This is a genomic window from Candidatus Methanoperedens sp. (genome assembly GCA_027460525.1).
GTDB lineage: Archaea > Halobacteriota > Methanosarcinia > Methanosarcinales > Methanoperedenaceae > Methanoperedens.
Genome location: JAPZAS010000016.1, coordinates 19,380 through 33,237 on the forward strand (window position 1 = coordinate 19,380; position 13,858 = coordinate 33,237).

The 13,858-nt window shown below is 43.3% G+C and carries 18 protein-coding genes; 8 read left to right on the forward strand and 10 right to left on the reverse strand.

Annotation, left to right across the window (positions count from 1 at the left end; all coding sequences use genetic code 11):
* Positions 1-133: 133 nt before the first annotated feature.
* On the forward strand, positions 134-1,087 hold the full coding sequence (locus O8C68_05955) for a trypsin-like peptidase domain-containing protein (protein MCZ7395344.1): 954 nt from the start codon (positions 134-136) through the stop codon (positions 1,085-1,087).
* Between the two features lie 2 nt (positions 1,088-1,089).
* On the opposite strand, the gene ahbC is transcribed toward O8C68_05955, so the two are convergent.
* From ahbC to O8C68_05975, 4 genes are all read right to left on the reverse strand, one after another.
* Complete coding sequence (gene ahbC, locus O8C68_05960) at positions 1,090-2,292, reverse strand: 12,18-didecarboxysiroheme deacetylase (protein MCZ7395345.1); 1,203 nt, start codon at positions 2,290-2,292, stop codon at positions 1,090-1,092.
* Positions 2,293-2,616 carry a hypothetical protein gene (locus O8C68_05965; GenBank protein MCZ7395346.1) on the reverse strand — a complete coding sequence of 108 codons (324 nt, stop codon included), beginning with the start codon at positions 2,614-2,616 and terminating at the stop codon, positions 2,293-2,295. It abuts the gene before it with no gap.
* A gap of 3 nt (positions 2,617-2,619) precedes the next feature.
* The gene (locus O8C68_05970) at positions 2,620-3,051 is read right to left on the reverse strand and encodes an OsmC family protein (protein ID MCZ7395347.1); all 432 of its coding nucleotides are present in this window, start codon (positions 3,049-3,051) and stop codon (positions 2,620-2,622) included.
* Between the two features lie 130 nt (positions 3,052-3,181).
* A complete protein-coding gene (locus O8C68_05975) occupies positions 3,182-3,748 on the reverse strand; it encodes a PrsW family glutamic-type intramembrane protease (GenBank protein ID MCZ7395348.1) in 567 nt (188 codons plus the stop codon).
* Positions 3,749-3,769: 21 nt separating this feature from the next.
* Here O8C68_05975 and O8C68_05980 point away from each other — a divergent pair, with 21 nt between their 5' ends.
* The 5 genes from O8C68_05980 (at position 3,770) to O8C68_06000 (ending at position 5,989) form a co-directional block, all read left to right on the forward strand.
* Positions 3,770-4,273: a hypothetical protein gene (locus tag O8C68_05980; protein MCZ7395349.1), complete on the forward strand. Its 504-nt coding sequence runs from the start codon at positions 3,770-3,772 to the stop codon at positions 4,271-4,273.
* Between the two features lie 51 nt (positions 4,274-4,324).
* Positions 4,325-4,942 (forward strand): hypothetical protein, encoded by a 618-nt coding sequence (locus tag O8C68_05985; GenBank protein MCZ7395350.1) that lies wholly within the window; start codon positions 4,325-4,327, stop codon positions 4,940-4,942.
* Positions 4,932-5,093, forward strand: a complete 162-nt coding sequence (locus O8C68_05990) for a hypothetical protein (GenBank protein ID MCZ7395351.1) — start codon at positions 4,932-4,934, stop codon at positions 5,091-5,093. The genes O8C68_05985 and O8C68_05990 overlap by 11 nt, the downstream gene beginning before the upstream one ends.
* 423 nt (positions 5,094-5,516) lie before the next feature.
* Positions 5,517-5,765 (forward strand): type II toxin-antitoxin system HicB family antitoxin, encoded by a 249-nt coding sequence (locus tag O8C68_05995; protein ID MCZ7395352.1) that lies wholly within the window; start codon positions 5,517-5,519, stop codon positions 5,763-5,765.
* Positions 5,762-5,989, forward strand: a complete 228-nt coding sequence (locus O8C68_06000) for a type II toxin-antitoxin system HicA family toxin (GenBank protein ID MCZ7395353.1) — start codon at positions 5,762-5,764, stop codon at positions 5,987-5,989. The genes O8C68_05995 and O8C68_06000 overlap by 4 nt, the downstream gene beginning before the upstream one ends.
* 318 nt (positions 5,990-6,307) lie before the next feature.
* Here the strand turns inward: O8C68_06000 and O8C68_06005 are convergent, their stop codons facing one another.
* Positions 6,308-6,523, reverse strand: a complete 216-nt coding sequence (locus O8C68_06005) for a hypothetical protein (GenBank protein ID MCZ7395354.1) — start codon at positions 6,521-6,523, stop codon at positions 6,308-6,310.
* A 1-nt stretch (position 6,524) separates the two neighbouring features.
* Positions 6,525-6,998: a PIN domain-containing protein gene (locus tag O8C68_06010; protein ID MCZ7395355.1), complete on the reverse strand. Its 474-nt coding sequence runs from the start codon at positions 6,996-6,998 to the stop codon at positions 6,525-6,527.
* Positions 6,999-7,111: 113 nt separating this feature from the next.
* On the opposite strand from O8C68_06010, the gene O8C68_06015 reads away from it, so the two are divergent.
* A complete protein-coding gene (locus tag O8C68_06015; protein MCZ7395356.1) occupies positions 7,112-7,291 on the forward strand; it encodes a hypothetical protein in 180 nt (59 codons plus the stop codon).
* 316 nt (positions 7,292-7,607) lie between these two features.
* Here the strand turns inward: O8C68_06015 and O8C68_06020 are convergent, their stop codons facing one another.
* On the reverse strand, positions 7,608-7,898 hold the full coding sequence (locus tag O8C68_06020; protein MCZ7395357.1) for a hypothetical protein: 291 nt from the start codon (positions 7,896-7,898) through the stop codon (positions 7,608-7,610).
* Positions 7,899-8,007: 109 nt separating this feature from the next.
* On the opposite strand from O8C68_06020, the gene O8C68_06025 reads away from it, so the two are divergent.
* Positions 8,008-8,301, forward strand: coding sequence for a hypothetical protein (locus O8C68_06025; protein ID MCZ7395358.1), 294 nt, complete (start codon positions 8,008-8,010; stop codon positions 8,299-8,301).
* 160 nt (positions 8,302-8,461) lie between these two features.
* Here O8C68_06025 and O8C68_06030 read toward each other — a convergent pair whose 3' ends face one another.
* The 3 genes from O8C68_06030 to nrdD form a co-directional block, all read right to left on the reverse strand.
* Entirely contained in the window at positions 8,462-9,928 is a 1,467-nt protein-coding gene (locus tag O8C68_06030; protein MCZ7395359.1) for a hypothetical protein, read from the reverse strand.
* Complete coding sequence (locus tag O8C68_06035; protein MCZ7395360.1) at positions 9,906-11,297, reverse strand: hypothetical protein; 1,392 nt, start codon at positions 11,295-11,297, stop codon at positions 9,906-9,908. The genes O8C68_06030 and O8C68_06035 overlap by 23 nt, the downstream gene beginning before the upstream one ends.
* 97 nt (positions 11,298-11,394) lie before the next feature.
* The gene (nrdD, locus tag O8C68_06040) at positions 11,395-13,794 is read right to left on the reverse strand and encodes an anaerobic ribonucleoside-triphosphate reductase (GenBank protein ID MCZ7395361.1); all 2,400 of its coding nucleotides are present in this window, start codon (positions 13,792-13,794) and stop codon (positions 11,395-11,397) included.
* Positions 13,795-13,858 lie beyond the last annotated feature (64 nt).

A 13,858-nucleotide genomic window follows, 5' to 3' on the forward strand; every position in this document is an offset into this window, starting at 1 on the left:
TTAAGAGAAATAACCGTTTTTGGCCGGTTGCTTCGAAAAGGTTTCAATAACAATATATATTGATGCGGTTTAAGAAGAAGTAAGAAGATCATTGGTTGAAATTCAAGAACTGTTGATTCAAGGGGGAATAAATATGACAAGTTTTGACGATACCGTTGTTGCGGCTGTGGAAAAGGTAATACCGAGCGTTGTGAACATCAGTGAAGTAAAGTTGATGAGAGATGCTTACCTGCATGTGCATCCTGTGCCAGGCGTTGGCTCGGGTTTTGTAATCGATGAAGGGGGATGGATACTGACCAATGCCCATGTGGTACTTGGCTCGCAGGAGATAAAAGTGTCGCTTGAGGATGGAAGGACATTTCCGGGAGAACTCAGGGGCATCGATACAATAATGGACCTTGCGGTTGTCCATATCGAGACCAGTAACCTGCCAGTGCCAGAGATGGCAATGAATAACCATCTCAAGATTGGGCAGATGGCAATCGCAATAGGCAGCCCGTTAGGTCTTGTCGGGGGCCCCACGGTCACGGCAGGTGTTGTGAGCGCGCTTAACAGGTCCATACAGACAGAAGCTACATTCATGGAAGGACTGATACAGACAGACGCTGCCATTAATCCCGGCAACAGCGGCGGGCCGCTTATTAACAGTTCAGGTGTCGTGATAGGAATCAACAGCGCTATCATACCCTATGCCCAGGGCATTGGGTTCGCCATCCCTATCCAGCCGGCCATGTGGATAGCGCAGCAGTTGCGGGAGCACGGCGAGATAATCAGGCCGTGGATAAGTATGAATGCGGTGGATGTCAATCCCAAAATGGTGGCATACTACAAACTTTCTGTTGAAAAAGGGGTAATGGTTACCAATGTGATACCAAAAAGCGAAGCTGACAAATCAGGCCTCCGGATAGGAGACATTCTGGTTCGGATGGATGATGTTGAAATCGACAATGTCAGGGACCTGATAAAAGTCATGAACAAACGCAAGGTGGGTGACAGGGTCGCGATGGAATTATTCAGGGGAAGTGAGAAGATATCGCTAAAAACCGTGCTTGAGAAGGCGCCCTCGGCAATGCCAAAGAAACGATAGGGCTACTCTGTTTCGTAGTAACCTATCTCCCCTTTTGTCAGATAGCAGGCAGGGTCGTCAGCCCATACATTGCCGTATATTGCTTCAGCGCGCACGCGGAAATTTCCGTTGCAGATATCGAACCATTTGCATCGTGCACACCTATCTGCATTTGCTTTTATGAGCGGTTTCCTGTTCTTAAGACCTGCCATAAGTTTGTCTTCTGTGTCCATCCAGATTTCGCTGAACTTGCGCTCCTTGACGTTGCCGAAGGAGTAATGTCTCCAGAACTGGTCGGCATGGACTGAGCCGTCCCACGATACGCATGCTATGCCAATGCCTGTTGAATTTCCTTTGTTCATCTGGAGGAGTTCAAAGACCTCTGCCGCGCGCTTGGGGTCTTCTTTTTGGAGGCGGAAATAAACATAAGGACCGTCGGCGTGGTTGTCAACAGTCAGCACCTCGATCGGGAAGCCCCTGTCATGCAGCGCCTTTGTCCTGTCCATTATAAGGTCAAGCGTTCTTCGGCTTTCCTCATGTGAAAGCTCCTGCTCCACCAGTTTTGAGCCCCGCCCGGCATACACAAGGTGATAGAAGCAGACACGGGGAATGTTCTCTTTTTCAAGCAGGTCAAATATGGCAGGTATATCTTTAACGTTTTTCTTATTGATGGTGAAGCGCAAGCCCACTTTTATGCCTTCCGCAAGGCAGTTGCGCATCCCTTCCAGTGCAAGATCAAACGCACCTTTCATGCCCCTGAATTTATCATTGGTCTCCCGCATGCCATCAAGTGAAACGCCAACATAGGAAAGACCGATTTCCTTCAGCACCTTAGCCACTTTTTTGTCTATTAATGTGCCGTTTGTGGAGATGACGGCACGCATTCCTTTTGATCGAGCGTACAACGCAAGTTCCGGAAGGTCAGGACGCATGAGGGGCTCACCCCCTGAAAAAAGAATAACCGGTGCGCCGAATTGCGCCAGATCGTCTATAAGGTCTTTTCCCTGCTGCGTGGTAAGCTCGTTCTTATACTCGATATCGCGGGACTGTGCATAGCAGTGGACGCATTTGAGGTTGCATCGCCTCCCCATGTTCCATACCACAACCGGTTTTTTGTCTTTTGAAAATTGCAATAAGTGCGAGGGAAGCTTGCTTGAGTCGCGCCCGTATCTGAGAGCGTCGGAGGGCTCGACAGTCCCGCAGTAAAGCTTTGAAATACCTATCATCTAATCTCCTTCATTATTCGTATTATTACGAATTAAATTACTTAAGGGTTTGCCTGTATTTAAGAGTTCTATAATCAATCCTTTCTTTTCATCAAATTTAATCCCTATGGCAGATGTGTTCTCAGAGAGTTCCTTTTCTATATATACATTAATTCCGCCCTGATTATAAATAACATCGCCGGTAAGCGCTTTTTTCACAGGCGTAATCTCAAAGCGAGCGCAGCATCCGCCGCTTGTAAATATTCGCATGGCAGATGCATTCTCCGCTGCCAGCTCTTTTTTTATGAATCCGAGCGCATTATCGTCTATGAAAAGCTTGCCCATTATTTATACAGCCTCTATCTCTGGCTCTATTATTACCTGCGTCTTCATAGAGTTCATGACAAGACATCGTTTCTCTGCATGTTTCAGGATTAAGCGGAGCTTATCTTCGGTCTCTTTTGCTTTTATTTTTAGTCTTATTATTATTTTTGTGAATATCTTCATGTTATCTACGGTCTCAAGTATTCCCTCTGCTTCGGATTCATACGATATTAGCTCCACTTCCATGCCCTTGAGAGTACCAAGAAGCGTTGTCATGAAGCATGCGTTTGCAGAGGAAACGAAAAGGTCCTGGGGACTTATTATATACTTATGACCTGCGAACTCAGGCGGTGTTGCAACCTCTATTTCCTGCCTGCTCTCTACGAACTTGAGGTCTGCCTTTTTCTCTCCTTTCCATTTCAGTTTGTTATGATAAAGCCATCTATCCTGTTCCATCGAATCACCTGTTTAGCTGCATTTAAAAATAACAGCATCTCATGAATATTAAGCTTTTTTGATTTTTGAAATTCCGATAGATATTATCTTTTGACGCCTGCATTGGTTGAGCACATACTGAAATCAAGCGCTAGTTCACGATTCTTTCTGAAGTTTTGCGGTATAGATACCATGAAAGGAAATAGGTGATTATTAAAGCCGCGAACACGCCTGGCCAGAAAAACTCGGTGGAGGCGGAAAAGTTATTCAATAAATGCAGTGCTACAGCAATCAGATAGAATGAAGCCGGTCGTTTTGTTGCGATGCCAAAGGCGGTAATCGAAGTGCTTGATGCGTGAAAGAAAATGGCAGGTAATCTAACTGATACCGGGGCTCCCTCTACAAAAACATAGAGTACAAATTCAGTAATGCCGAATCCCAGACCGGTCAAAAAACCGAGGGTAAAAATTGATTTTTCAGTCTCACCATGGCGATAGAAAAGAGGGTAAACTTTTGCAAATTCCTCAATAAAAGGCGTAAAGAGAACAGTCGAACATAACGCAGAAAATGCCGGCAAAAAAAAGCATGCATGGCTTGAGAAAACATTGACATAGAGAGTAATAGGAATACTGACAATTATTCCGGAAAAGCAAAAGAAAAGTTTTTCTCTCAATCCAGGTTTATGGATGGATATTATAACTTTGTCATTTTCTGCCATTTTCAAATACTCCATGAGAGCATGTACTATTGTTATTGGCTTACGATTATTAGTAGTTGTCCTGTTATACTAACGCCAGCCGGGGCGCTCATCGAGGAGGACGCAGGGATATTGGATGTGGGTGCCGGGCGCGCTGGAATATTTGGCGCCCCTATTATTATAAATAAATGTAGATTTATTTGTGGCGCTTCAGCAAAAAACGAACCGCAGATGAAAAAACTTGTGAAAGTTTTATCAAACGAGGGGTATGCTTCGCATACCCCAACACTGCGTAAACCGAAGTCTCGGTTTATGAACGCCCCGAGTCGCGCCTCGGGAGGGCGCATCCACGTCAACCGTTGCGCCAGTTGGCGTCGCCCACACGTATGGCTACGCCATACGTGGAGATACGTGTCTATGCACAGCGGCGGGCATGACGCCGATGAACGCAAATTTAATGCATCGGCGCCTCTAGGCAGAGACTGCGCTGAACTGGTCTCGCTGCTGCAGGCTGTGCTGGATAAAGCATTTAAGGGAGAGATGTGAATGGTTATAATGAATAAGGTAGAAAGCGGCCTAATGAAGCAGGAAGAATAGATGGAAATTGAATTCAAAGAGGATACAATAATATTCAATAGGGAGCTTTCCTTACTGGATAGTTTCGTATTAAGTTTCACAGAACATCTGGAAACGAATAATATAAAATATGTAATTATTTCCGGGTATGTCGCTATTCTTTTTGGGCGAAGCAGGATAAGTGAAGATGTGGATATTTTGATCGAACACATATCCTTTGAGAATTTCTTAAAATTCTGGTCAGAAATAGAGCAGAACTACGAATGCCTCAATACCGATAACTCTTATGAGGTGTATAACGATTTTTTGAAAAATCATCATGCCATACGAATGGCGAAAAAAGGAAGTTTTATTCCGAACATTGAACTCAAATTTGTAAAAAATGACCTTGATAGATATTCTGTTGAAAATAGAAGGCATGTGAAAATTGCCGATAGGTCATTATATCTATCTCCACTTGAATTGCAGATTCCATACAAGCTATTTCTGGGATCAGAAAAGGATATTGAAGATGCGCGGTTCCTGTTCAAGCTTTTCAAAAATAATTTAAATATTGTATTGCTCAAAATGTTCTTAACCAAACTGAAGGTTTCAGATAACAATGCTAAAAGATACCTGGGAGGTTTTGATGAAAATTGATCTAGAAGAATTAAAAAAGGAGAAAGAGACCAATTTCAAGGAACGATTGGATTTCATAGACAGATATGTTGAATGGATAAAAGCCACACCAAATAAAGTCTGGTCAAAGCAACATAAAGATTTCATAGACAGTGCATTTCAAAAATCCTAATTTTCTTTAGTGGACTGGGAACACTCTCGGTCATATTATAAAAAACATCACACCTCGCTCGTCTGGCGGCGCCGTGTGTTTGCGTGAGGGAGGGTCGAGGCATTAGCAGGCGTTGAGGGGGCTGAAACTCCATGAAGCGCTTTAATTTTTATAAATTCGATACGATTAATTTGTGGCGCTCCAGCGAAAAACGAACCGCAGATGAAGGCGCTCGGAGGGGAGGGGGCTGGGGTTTGGTGAGATGGGGCGCAGGAGGTCAGCATGCGCATCATCGTAAAGGACGCAAAGTTCGCAAAGATTGATGGATTAATTTTATACTGACTAATTTATTAATCTGCGGCGCTTCTGCCCTGAGTAATTGTTATATTATATGAATAACTTATTATAGCATCGAATAGTGATTTTAAGTATCGAGGTATTTTAATGTCAGAAGCCATGATAAATATTAAGATTGAAAAGCTTGATGAGGGGAGCTATCTTGCTACAAGTGATACGTTACAGGGATTAATCGCACAGGGGAGAACAATCTCAGAGACCATTGAGATTGCACAGGATGTTGCTAAAAAATTGATTGAGTCGTACATAGAACATGGGGATCCGCTTCCATTTGAAATCAAAGAAAAAAAGAGTTTTACAATTAACACCACTGTTCCTGTTAGTGTAAATGCATGACAAGACTCCCTTCAATGACAGCCTCTGATGTCATTAAAAAGCTTAAGAAGTGTGGATTCGTTTTTGACAGATATGCAAAGGGTAGCCATGAAATCTGGTACAATCCAGATACAAAAAGAAGAGTCACAGTCCCCAATCATCCGGGTTCAGATATTCCAAAAGGGACTCTTAGGGCTATAATAAAAGAATCGGGTTATTCGGTTGAAGAGTTTATTCGATTGTAATTTTTATTGTGGAGCATATTACCGCCCCCGTCCTCAGCACTCGTTTGCGGCGCCGTGTGTTTGCGTGAGGGAGGGTCGAGGCATTAGCAGGCGTTGAGGGGGCTGAATTCCATGAATCATTTTGATTTTATAAAATCAAGATGATTAATTTGTGGCGCTTCCGCGAAAACCGAACCGCAGATTTATTGTGTTGGGTTTGCACCTGAGCCAGCGCAGCACAGGCTCGTTGCGGTTGCCGGCGCAGGAGACAGGGTTGGGCCAGTGGAGGCGCTCGGAGAGGGGGGGCTGGGGTTTGCGTGAGAGGGGAGGGCGCAGGAACTATCCAAGGGTTTTTTCGACCTGTTTCGCCTTGCGCAGTATTTCTTCAAGGCTCATTCTTTTTGTGATATCTCTGAGTTCTTTTGTTGCTTCCCCTATTCTGGGAGTTATAGCCTGAAGATAAACTAGGTATTCTTCTGCACTTAGCTCTCTTTTGAGTATGGTAAAAACCTTCTCCATTACTTTTGGTGTTTCTGCTGCAGCTGCCTCGGACATATCAGACCTCGCATGGATTTTTAACCGTTATCTTATATTTAGATATGCATCTAGTCTTATTTAAAATAACATCATCTGTTGTTATAAATAGCTCAGCTTTGTTTTCTATTGCAATGGCTAAATGCAATGCGTCTAGTGCCCCGATGGAACATGCCCGCATGATATCTGAAGCTAATCTTTCGACAGCATCATTAACAATTGCATGTCTTCTTGCAACATGTTTTACAAACGACAGGACGGCTTCTTCCTTTAGTTTTGGTGCAATCATGGATATTTCTGCGAGTAAAACGCTTGAGTCTATGATTTCAAATTCACCTGCATCAACTCTTCTTAAGATCTCAGGAATTGCATTCGACTCCTCCAGAACACGCTTACTTGAAGGGGCATCAAAAGGTCTGCACCATGCACATGTATCTAAATAAATCCGCCTAATATGAACACCACTTTTTCTATGTTTTTCACATAAATATAACATGCGCCTATAGCGTGCCGAGATTACGCATATGCATGTCAAATGATTGAGATAGTGCGCCAATAAAATCTCACTATTGTACCTGAAGCATCGCAGAACAAGCTTGCAGTTGCCGCATGAGAGACGAGGCTGCGCCAGTGGAGGCGCTCGGTGGGGAGGGGGGCTGGGGTTTGGTGAGAGGGGGGGCGCAGGTGGGTGTGGTGTTAGGCGGCATGTTATTCTTAAACTTCTATGTGATTTCAGAGAACATTTTATCCATAATTACATCGATGACCATTTTTAAATCCATATTGTGAGACGCATCGACTCCTTTATCGTTATGAATATGATACGGAAAAGTATCAATTTCCTGATGATGCGGCACGTTATCCCACCGTGATATTAAGTCACCGGTCTCAGATTGCCATTGATATTTGTATTTGAGGCGATTTACGATGTTATCCTGAATCTCGACGTATTCAATAAAATGGAGAACTGAACCATCTATTAACTCCAGCTTACCTTTTAGATATCCTGTACGTGTATCGATTTCATCAACGTTTATAGAAAAATGAGAAATTATGGGACAATCTTTGATTATTGCTTCAATATGAGAGTAATACTCTCGAAAATTCATATGCTAATCCCTGATAATATATCCAGCTTTTTACTCCATGTATCAAGGCCTTTTTTTGCTGCATACCAGTCAAAAAAGTCGTCGCGGTCGTCCAATTGTCCTGAATCAAACTTTTTTATAAAAAGATCAGAGCTCATTTTGTATTTAGTTTCAAAATTCTTACAGATATTGGCGTATTTAGCTTTTTTATGTTTTGCGATCTGTTCATCCAGAGCTAAAGCTGAACGGATTACATTGCTCACTTCCTGTAAAGAAAAATCTTTTTTAACATCGACTGTCAAAGCCATGATTGGTTCTCCGGACTAATATTAATATGACATATCCTTATAAATAACCATTGATTCCCAATTTAAGTTGATGATTGCGTTAAGGATTGGAGCACGTATTTCTATAAATATGTTGGAATTAATCTGCGGCGCTTCCTCAAAAATGAAACAACAGCAGAACACGGATTTGACGGATGGGATTGCCACGGATGACAAAATCCGTGAAAATCCGTTTAATCTGTGTCATCCGTGTTTTTCGCTTCCAGCGCAGCACAGGCTCGTTGCGGTTGCCGGCACAGGAGGCGAGATTGCGCCAGTGGAGGCGCTCGGGAGAGGGGGGCTGGGGTCTGGTGAGAGGAGGGCGCAGGAGGTTAGCATGTCACCACCGCAAAGAACGCAAAGGTCGCAAAGATTGATGGATTAATTTTATATTGATTGATTTATTAATATGCGGCGCTTCCTCAAAAAACGAACCGCAGATTTATTGTGCCGGGTCTGTACCCGAGCCAGCGCAGCACGGGCTCGCTGCGGTTGCCGGCGCAGGTGGGTGTGGTGTTGAGTGGCATTGTTTTACCTTTTGAAGTTCACATATAATATCGATATCCAGAAGGAGGGTCATTAACATTCCGATCACGCATTTCAGAAAGAATATTACCGACTTTTTTAGATACAGATAATGTTGTTGGAATTCTCTTACAGAAGTCAGCACTATTCCAATCTAATTTGGTGAGTGCCAAGATGTCTCTTGAAATTTGATATGGAGTAGTGGTCATTCTATAAGGCTGAACACCAATCGGAATCGGAACACTACCTCCAAGGTATGTTCCCAACGAAGGGATGAAACCTGAAGTAAACAAAAACCATTTGTTTTGATCTCCAAAGAAAGTCCCTCGTATTGCTGGGTATTCATACCCAGATGGATAGATACGCACTCCTGCATTATCGATAATATGCAAATAATCTACAAGCTCTATTTCAGAATTTGTTTCATTAAAACCATCTATTTCTTCAGTTGTGAAAGAAGAGGATTTGTGAATGACTACTCTATTTGGTAATTGACCTTGTTGTCTTTTAAAAAGGGATAATACATCCTCCATAATTTCGGATGCCTGTTCAGAGGTTAGTGTTGGCGTTAAGCCTTGGGTCACATCCCATGAAAAAGGTTTTCCTCTAATAACCTGGCTCTCTCCGGTTCTAAGAAAGATTTGTGCCATGCTTGTTCTCATCGACATGCATTCTTCTGAAATCTCCTGATAGAAAGATATCCCAACATAACACGTCTTGCTATCAATATCAGCCAGCTTCCAAGGAAATCCTGTTCCTTTGTAATAAGTAGCCACTGCAAAATTCCAAGCTATTGTTGCAGGGTCTTGAGAGTCGCTCGAAAATTTGAGAGTTCTCGGTCTGATAATTTGTGTTACCATATTATGAGTAAATGCTATCACCTTCATTACATTGTGAAAATCAAAGACTGGCGTATTAAATAGATTCTTCGAACCATCAAAAGTTCTTCGTTCATACACTATTTTATCCACCTTATACCTGCTATCCTTACAAGAATTCATTAATTTTTCAGAAAGTGGTAATAATACAATCCTCGGCGGAGGATGATTCCCAGCTATGTCCAAAAATTTCCGTTTATACAATTCAACTGCTCTTAATATCCTTTCTTTTCTATCAGTTGGTGTGAGTGCCAAATTCAACTCCTCTTGACTGATAATTTCAATATTGGACTCATCGATTTCAATCTCAAATCTAAATGGGCTATCCTTTGATAATCCTGGAAAATCTATGCCTCTTACATTCGAATCTTCTATATCCGTTCCTTCAATTCTCCATTTTAAGCGATCTAGCCAATCTTTTAGGAGCTCCAATGAATCCATTGTGCCAATAACACCTACAGAAATCGAAGTTGAATCCATACTGCTAGATAGACCACTCGGTCCAAAATTCATAAGCCCAACTTTTGGATCTATTGTCGTTTTGTTTTCTCCAAAAAAAAGCTTTGGTTCAGGAATTATTCTCGCTTCAAGAGTCATTTCCATCTCCATATTCAGAAAGACTTCTTTGCTCTTTATCTAAAGATTGCGGAATTCCCAAGACACCGATGCTTTCAAAGTCCCCAAATTTGAACCGTTTAAACCAGCAATTCATAGATTGATCTTCAGACTCCCTTTCAAACAAATAATATTTCCAGAACTTTATCTTGGATAAGTACATTGAATTTCTATTATAAAGTGGATTACGGAAGTATCTATCAAGTCTATCTTTATTTTCCCCATCTATTGAAATCCTGCCGTCTGATGTATAATGCCTGACAGGAGAAACCTGAACATAAAAATTATCCCAATAAATTTTTGCATTGACTTTAACTGCTGAATGGAAAACATAATTTGGCTCAGAATCATTTTCCTTAGTAAATATTGGACGAGCCACCCGTCTTTTCTTACCATTCATTGAATCAATATACCTTTCCCCAATTTTATTTTCATCAATGAAAGGTTCAAAGAAATAAACATCTTTGTACTTCTTCATTCCACGAAAACGTAAGATTTTATTTAAATGATAATTTATCAAAGTAACTAATTTTTGAGGATTAGAGGATAATAGTATTCGGGTTTCAAGAGTTTCTGGTTCGCCCAAAGCTATTCCATTAAATAAACTTTTATCTGGTGGACAAAAAGTATAGAGGATATTTCCCTCAAGTTTAAAAGGGTGATTAAATAAGTCCCAGATTTCTTCAGGGTACTTATATTTACTTTTGATTATAGTTATATATTCAGGTAATTCTATTCTCAAGAGATTGGAAACGAGTTCACACTTTTCATTAATCAGATTATTTCTTCGTTCTGATTCTTCCAACAAACCTTTTGCTTTTCTGGGTGGAGATAATGCACTGGTTTTTCTTTTTTCCTCGGATGCTATCTCCAGACGATAGGCAGGCCCTGAATATGCATCAGTCTCTTTAAAAAAAGAAAGTATTTCAATCCAGGGAAAATTCTCAAATTCCAATCGTTTTTTATCGGACAAATGAACTTTGTTCTCTTCAATCCATTCTTTTAAAATTGTCTCATCAAACTCATTACCTAATATTGCATCCCACCAGCGTGGATTAGATTCTTCTTGAATAAATATCAGAAGCTTAAACCTATTTTCTCTTGGCATTCTGAGCCATAGGAAAAGATAATCCATTAATTCGCTGCAAAAATCTTTTTGTCTTAAACTAACTTTTGTGGCTTTGGCTTCAACATAAAAAAGTCGTCCAGGACCGACATCACGATTTACAAACACCATATCTTGAAGATGTCCCTCTATATACGAATCAGTGGTCTGACTATAGCCCAGAGATTCAAGATATTGCCTAACTGCATTCTTAAAAGCTTCCCCAGTATAGGTGAGAGACTCTCTTTCACGACCCATCCTTATTATTGGTATTTGAGTCCCTCCTCAAAATTTGTTTTTATAGAATTAGAATTTAGTCCCCACTCTTCTATAAGTTTGTAAAACTTGTTATCTTTCACATCGCCCCTCCCACCCCCACCCCGTACCTCTTCCTGTCCTTCAGCTCCTGCTTCTTCCCCTCATTCCACCCCGAGACCGCCTGCACATACCCCGTCACCCTGCTCAGGTGCTCCACATTATCGCTCTCGCAGTTGGGGCACTCATCCAGAAGCCCTGACGCCACATGGAAATCATCCATGCACACAGTCATGTCCTTCGTGAAGGCAAAATACCCTACCTGCGTGTTCTTCGCGATGTTCATGGCAAACTCCATCAATCCGTGAGCGTCGGGCGCAGCCTCGCCAAGCCAGATGTGCAGTATGTTGCCCCCGTCCACGATAGGGAAGAAGGTCTCCTCAAGCTTGATGCGCTGGGGTAATGAGATGTCGGCACCCGGAGGAACGTGGGTGCCGTTGGTGTAATAAACAGGCAGGTCGCGCGTCTCATGGATGCGCGCCAGCGCCTCAGGCACGTTGCCCTTGATGATTGGCTCTGCACACTTCCTGTATTCCTTGTGAAGTAGATCGGAAACCGCAAACCTCTGCGCCGTGGTTTCTGCCGGCGTTCTTGCAAGCGCAATCTCCATGCCGTGCTTTTCCGAAAGCTCCTTCGCATAGAACTTCATCTCGAACATGGCGCGGATGGCAAGCCTACGCGCGTCCTCGCTCTCATAAACCTGCTTTCCGGTATGGTGCTGCACCATCTCGTTAATCCCGACCACGCCTATGGTGTACACAAGCCCCCTGGTATCAACCGCAATCTCGCCGTGCTGCAATGTCATTGGATCCTTGGGTCTTTGCGTTACGAAGGGCATCCTGTTGTTCTTGATAACGATATCCATCCATTGCTTCTTCACCTTGAAGAGATCCACGCACATATCCATCATTTTCTTCAATTCGGAAAAGAGCGCCTCGTCGTTCCTGTTGGCATTGTACGCTGCGCGCGGGCAGTTAAGCGAAACCACCTGCCAGGCTCCCATCGAGAAATGCTTCCCCTCCCTGAAATACAGCTTGTCCTCGAATTCGGAATCCTTCTCATGGGAGGAAGAGAAGTTGTAGGCACAGCACTGGTAGCAGCTTATTCCTTTACCAGCGCCCCGGTACTCGGGAAGCTGGTTATCAAAATAGGGCGTGCCGAACTTAGCCGCGAGTTCAAAAGCCTTGGTATACAGTTCATAATAGCTTAAAAACTCAGGATGCGAGCGGTTGAACTCCTCATCCTCCACCATGAAATCTGGCTCTATGCTTATCTCGGGTTTGGGGAAGTTGAAAGGCTTTCCCCAGTAATCGCCTTTGAGCATCACGTTCATCAGCGCCTCAAAAGACAGGCGAACCTCGCGCTCGAATTCTCCGTAGGTACGCTTTGGCGCCTGTTCCCCATCCCATATCTTGCCTTTATAGACTACAGGCTTATCCTTCCAGAGTAAAGGGACGCCGGGGGAGAGCTGGACAGAGGAGAAAACGAGTTGTCCCCCGCGTGCCACCATCATCTGTGTCATCTCGTAAACAAACATCTGCATGAGCTGCTCGATTTCGTTGTAGCCCATGCCCTCAAAGTAAGGCGCCAGGAAGGTGAGGAAATTATAGAATCCCTGTCCGCCTGCAAAGTTGGTCTGCGCGCTTCCAAGAGCTTTCACGGCATGGAGTATCGCCACCTCGGCTTTCTTTGCAGGTCCAGCCACACTTGCCTTCGTGCCGCTTCCGTCAGGCATGAGCCCGTAATAAAAGAAGTACCGGAGATCCCAGTCCTGGCAGAATGCGCGCGTCCCGAGATATTCAAGGTCGTGGATATGGATATCCCCGTTAAGATGCGCATCCGCAAGTCTTGGCGGCAGCATCAGAAGGTACTGCTCCTTGCTCATCTTATCAGCTTTCTTTTTATGGCTTGTTTCAGCGTTCTCCTGGAGGTTTGCATTGTCCCTTGCCTCAAAACCCGTACCCATATCGATTTTGTAGGCATCGTAAACAGGCGTACCCACGCGTGTTGAGATGTTGCGCCATTCGGTGTGCCCGCGTTCAAGAAGTATAATATTGACCAGTTCGCGTACTAATGGACCCGAGAGGAATTTTACGCCCATGCCCTTTATTCTTTTCTCGGTTTCCTTTGCTATTTCCCTGGCTTCCTCTTCTGTAATTGCTGCATTTCCGTGGAACTGCTCGCTGAGTTTTGTCTCTTTTAGAAGCTGCTTGACGATGGTGTTCCTGTCCCAGTCCATCAGGTGACCGTCGGTTGTTCTGACCTTGGGTATGGCAGAGACTAAAGAGCCGCCGAGCGTTTTCTGGATGGTCTCGACTTCTTTTGTTGTCTGGATTTTTTTATTTGCGAATTGCCCTTTTTCTCGCAGAAACGCCTCTAAAAGCTCCTCTTTATGTTCCTCTATAAGATTCAATATTTGAACTTCAATATATTTACCCATAGTTTTCTCCTTCTTTGTTGATAGTACCCGTTCAGTGAGTTTAGCCCAGTTTTCGAAACCTGCT

Coding starts and splice junctions, on each gene's coding strand:
- ahbC (MCZ7395345.1), bottom strand. CDS start 2,292: ATGATAGGTATTTCAAAGCTTTACTGCGGGACTGTCGAGCCCTCCGAC.
- O8C68_05990 (MCZ7395351.1), top strand. CDS start 4,932: ATGAAAATTGATCTAGAAGAATTAAAAAAGGAGAAAGAGACCAATTTC.
- O8C68_06015 (MCZ7395356.1), top strand. CDS start 7,112: ATGAGAGACGAGGCTGCGCCAGTGGAGGCGCTCGGTGGGGAGGGGGGC.
- O8C68_06000 (MCZ7395353.1), top strand. CDS start 5,762: ATGACAAGACTCCCTTCAATGACAGCCTCTGATGTCATTAAAAAGCTT.
- O8C68_05995 (MCZ7395352.1), top strand. CDS start 5,517: ATGTCAGAAGCCATGATAAATATTAAGATTGAAAAGCTTGATGAGGGG.
- O8C68_06030 (MCZ7395359.1), bottom strand. CDS start 9,928: ATGGAGATGGAAATGACTCTTGAAGCGAGAATAATTCCTGAACCAAAG.
- O8C68_05970 (MCZ7395347.1), bottom strand. CDS start 3,051: ATGGAACAGGATAGATGGCTTTATCATAACAAACTGAAATGGAAAGGA.
- O8C68_06035 (MCZ7395360.1), bottom strand. CDS start 11,297: ATGGGTCGTGAAAGAGAGTCTCTCACCTATACTGGGGAAGCTTTTAAG.
- O8C68_06025 (MCZ7395358.1), top strand. CDS start 8,008: ATGTTGGAATTAATCTGCGGCGCTTCCTCAAAAATGAAACAACAGCAG.
- O8C68_06005 (MCZ7395354.1), bottom strand. CDS start 6,523: ATGTCCGAGGCAGCTGCAGCAGAAACACCAAAAGTAATGGAGAAGGTT.
- O8C68_06010 (MCZ7395355.1), bottom strand. CDS start 6,998: ATGTTATATTTATGTGAAAAACATAGAAAAAGTGGTGTTCATATTAGG.
- O8C68_05975 (MCZ7395348.1), bottom strand. CDS start 3,748: ATGGCAGAAAATGACAAAGTTATAATATCCATCCATAAACCTGGATTG.
- O8C68_05985 (MCZ7395350.1), top strand. CDS start 4,325: ATGGAAATTGAATTCAAAGAGGATACAATAATATTCAATAGGGAGCTT.
- O8C68_05955 (MCZ7395344.1), top strand. CDS start 134: ATGACAAGTTTTGACGATACCGTTGTTGCGGCTGTGGAAAAGGTAATA.
- nrdD (MCZ7395361.1), bottom strand. CDS start 13,794: ATGGGTAAATATATTGAAGTTCAAATATTGAATCTTATAGAGGAACAT.
- O8C68_05980 (MCZ7395349.1), top strand. CDS start 3,770: ATGTACTATTGTTATTGGCTTACGATTATTAGTAGTTGTCCTGTTATA.
- O8C68_05965 (MCZ7395346.1), bottom strand. CDS start 2,616: ATGGGCAAGCTTTTCATAGACGATAATGCGCTCGGATTCATAAAAAAA.
- O8C68_06020 (MCZ7395357.1), bottom strand. CDS start 7,898: ATGGCTTTGACAGTCGATGTTAAAAAAGATTTTTCTTTACAGGAAGTG.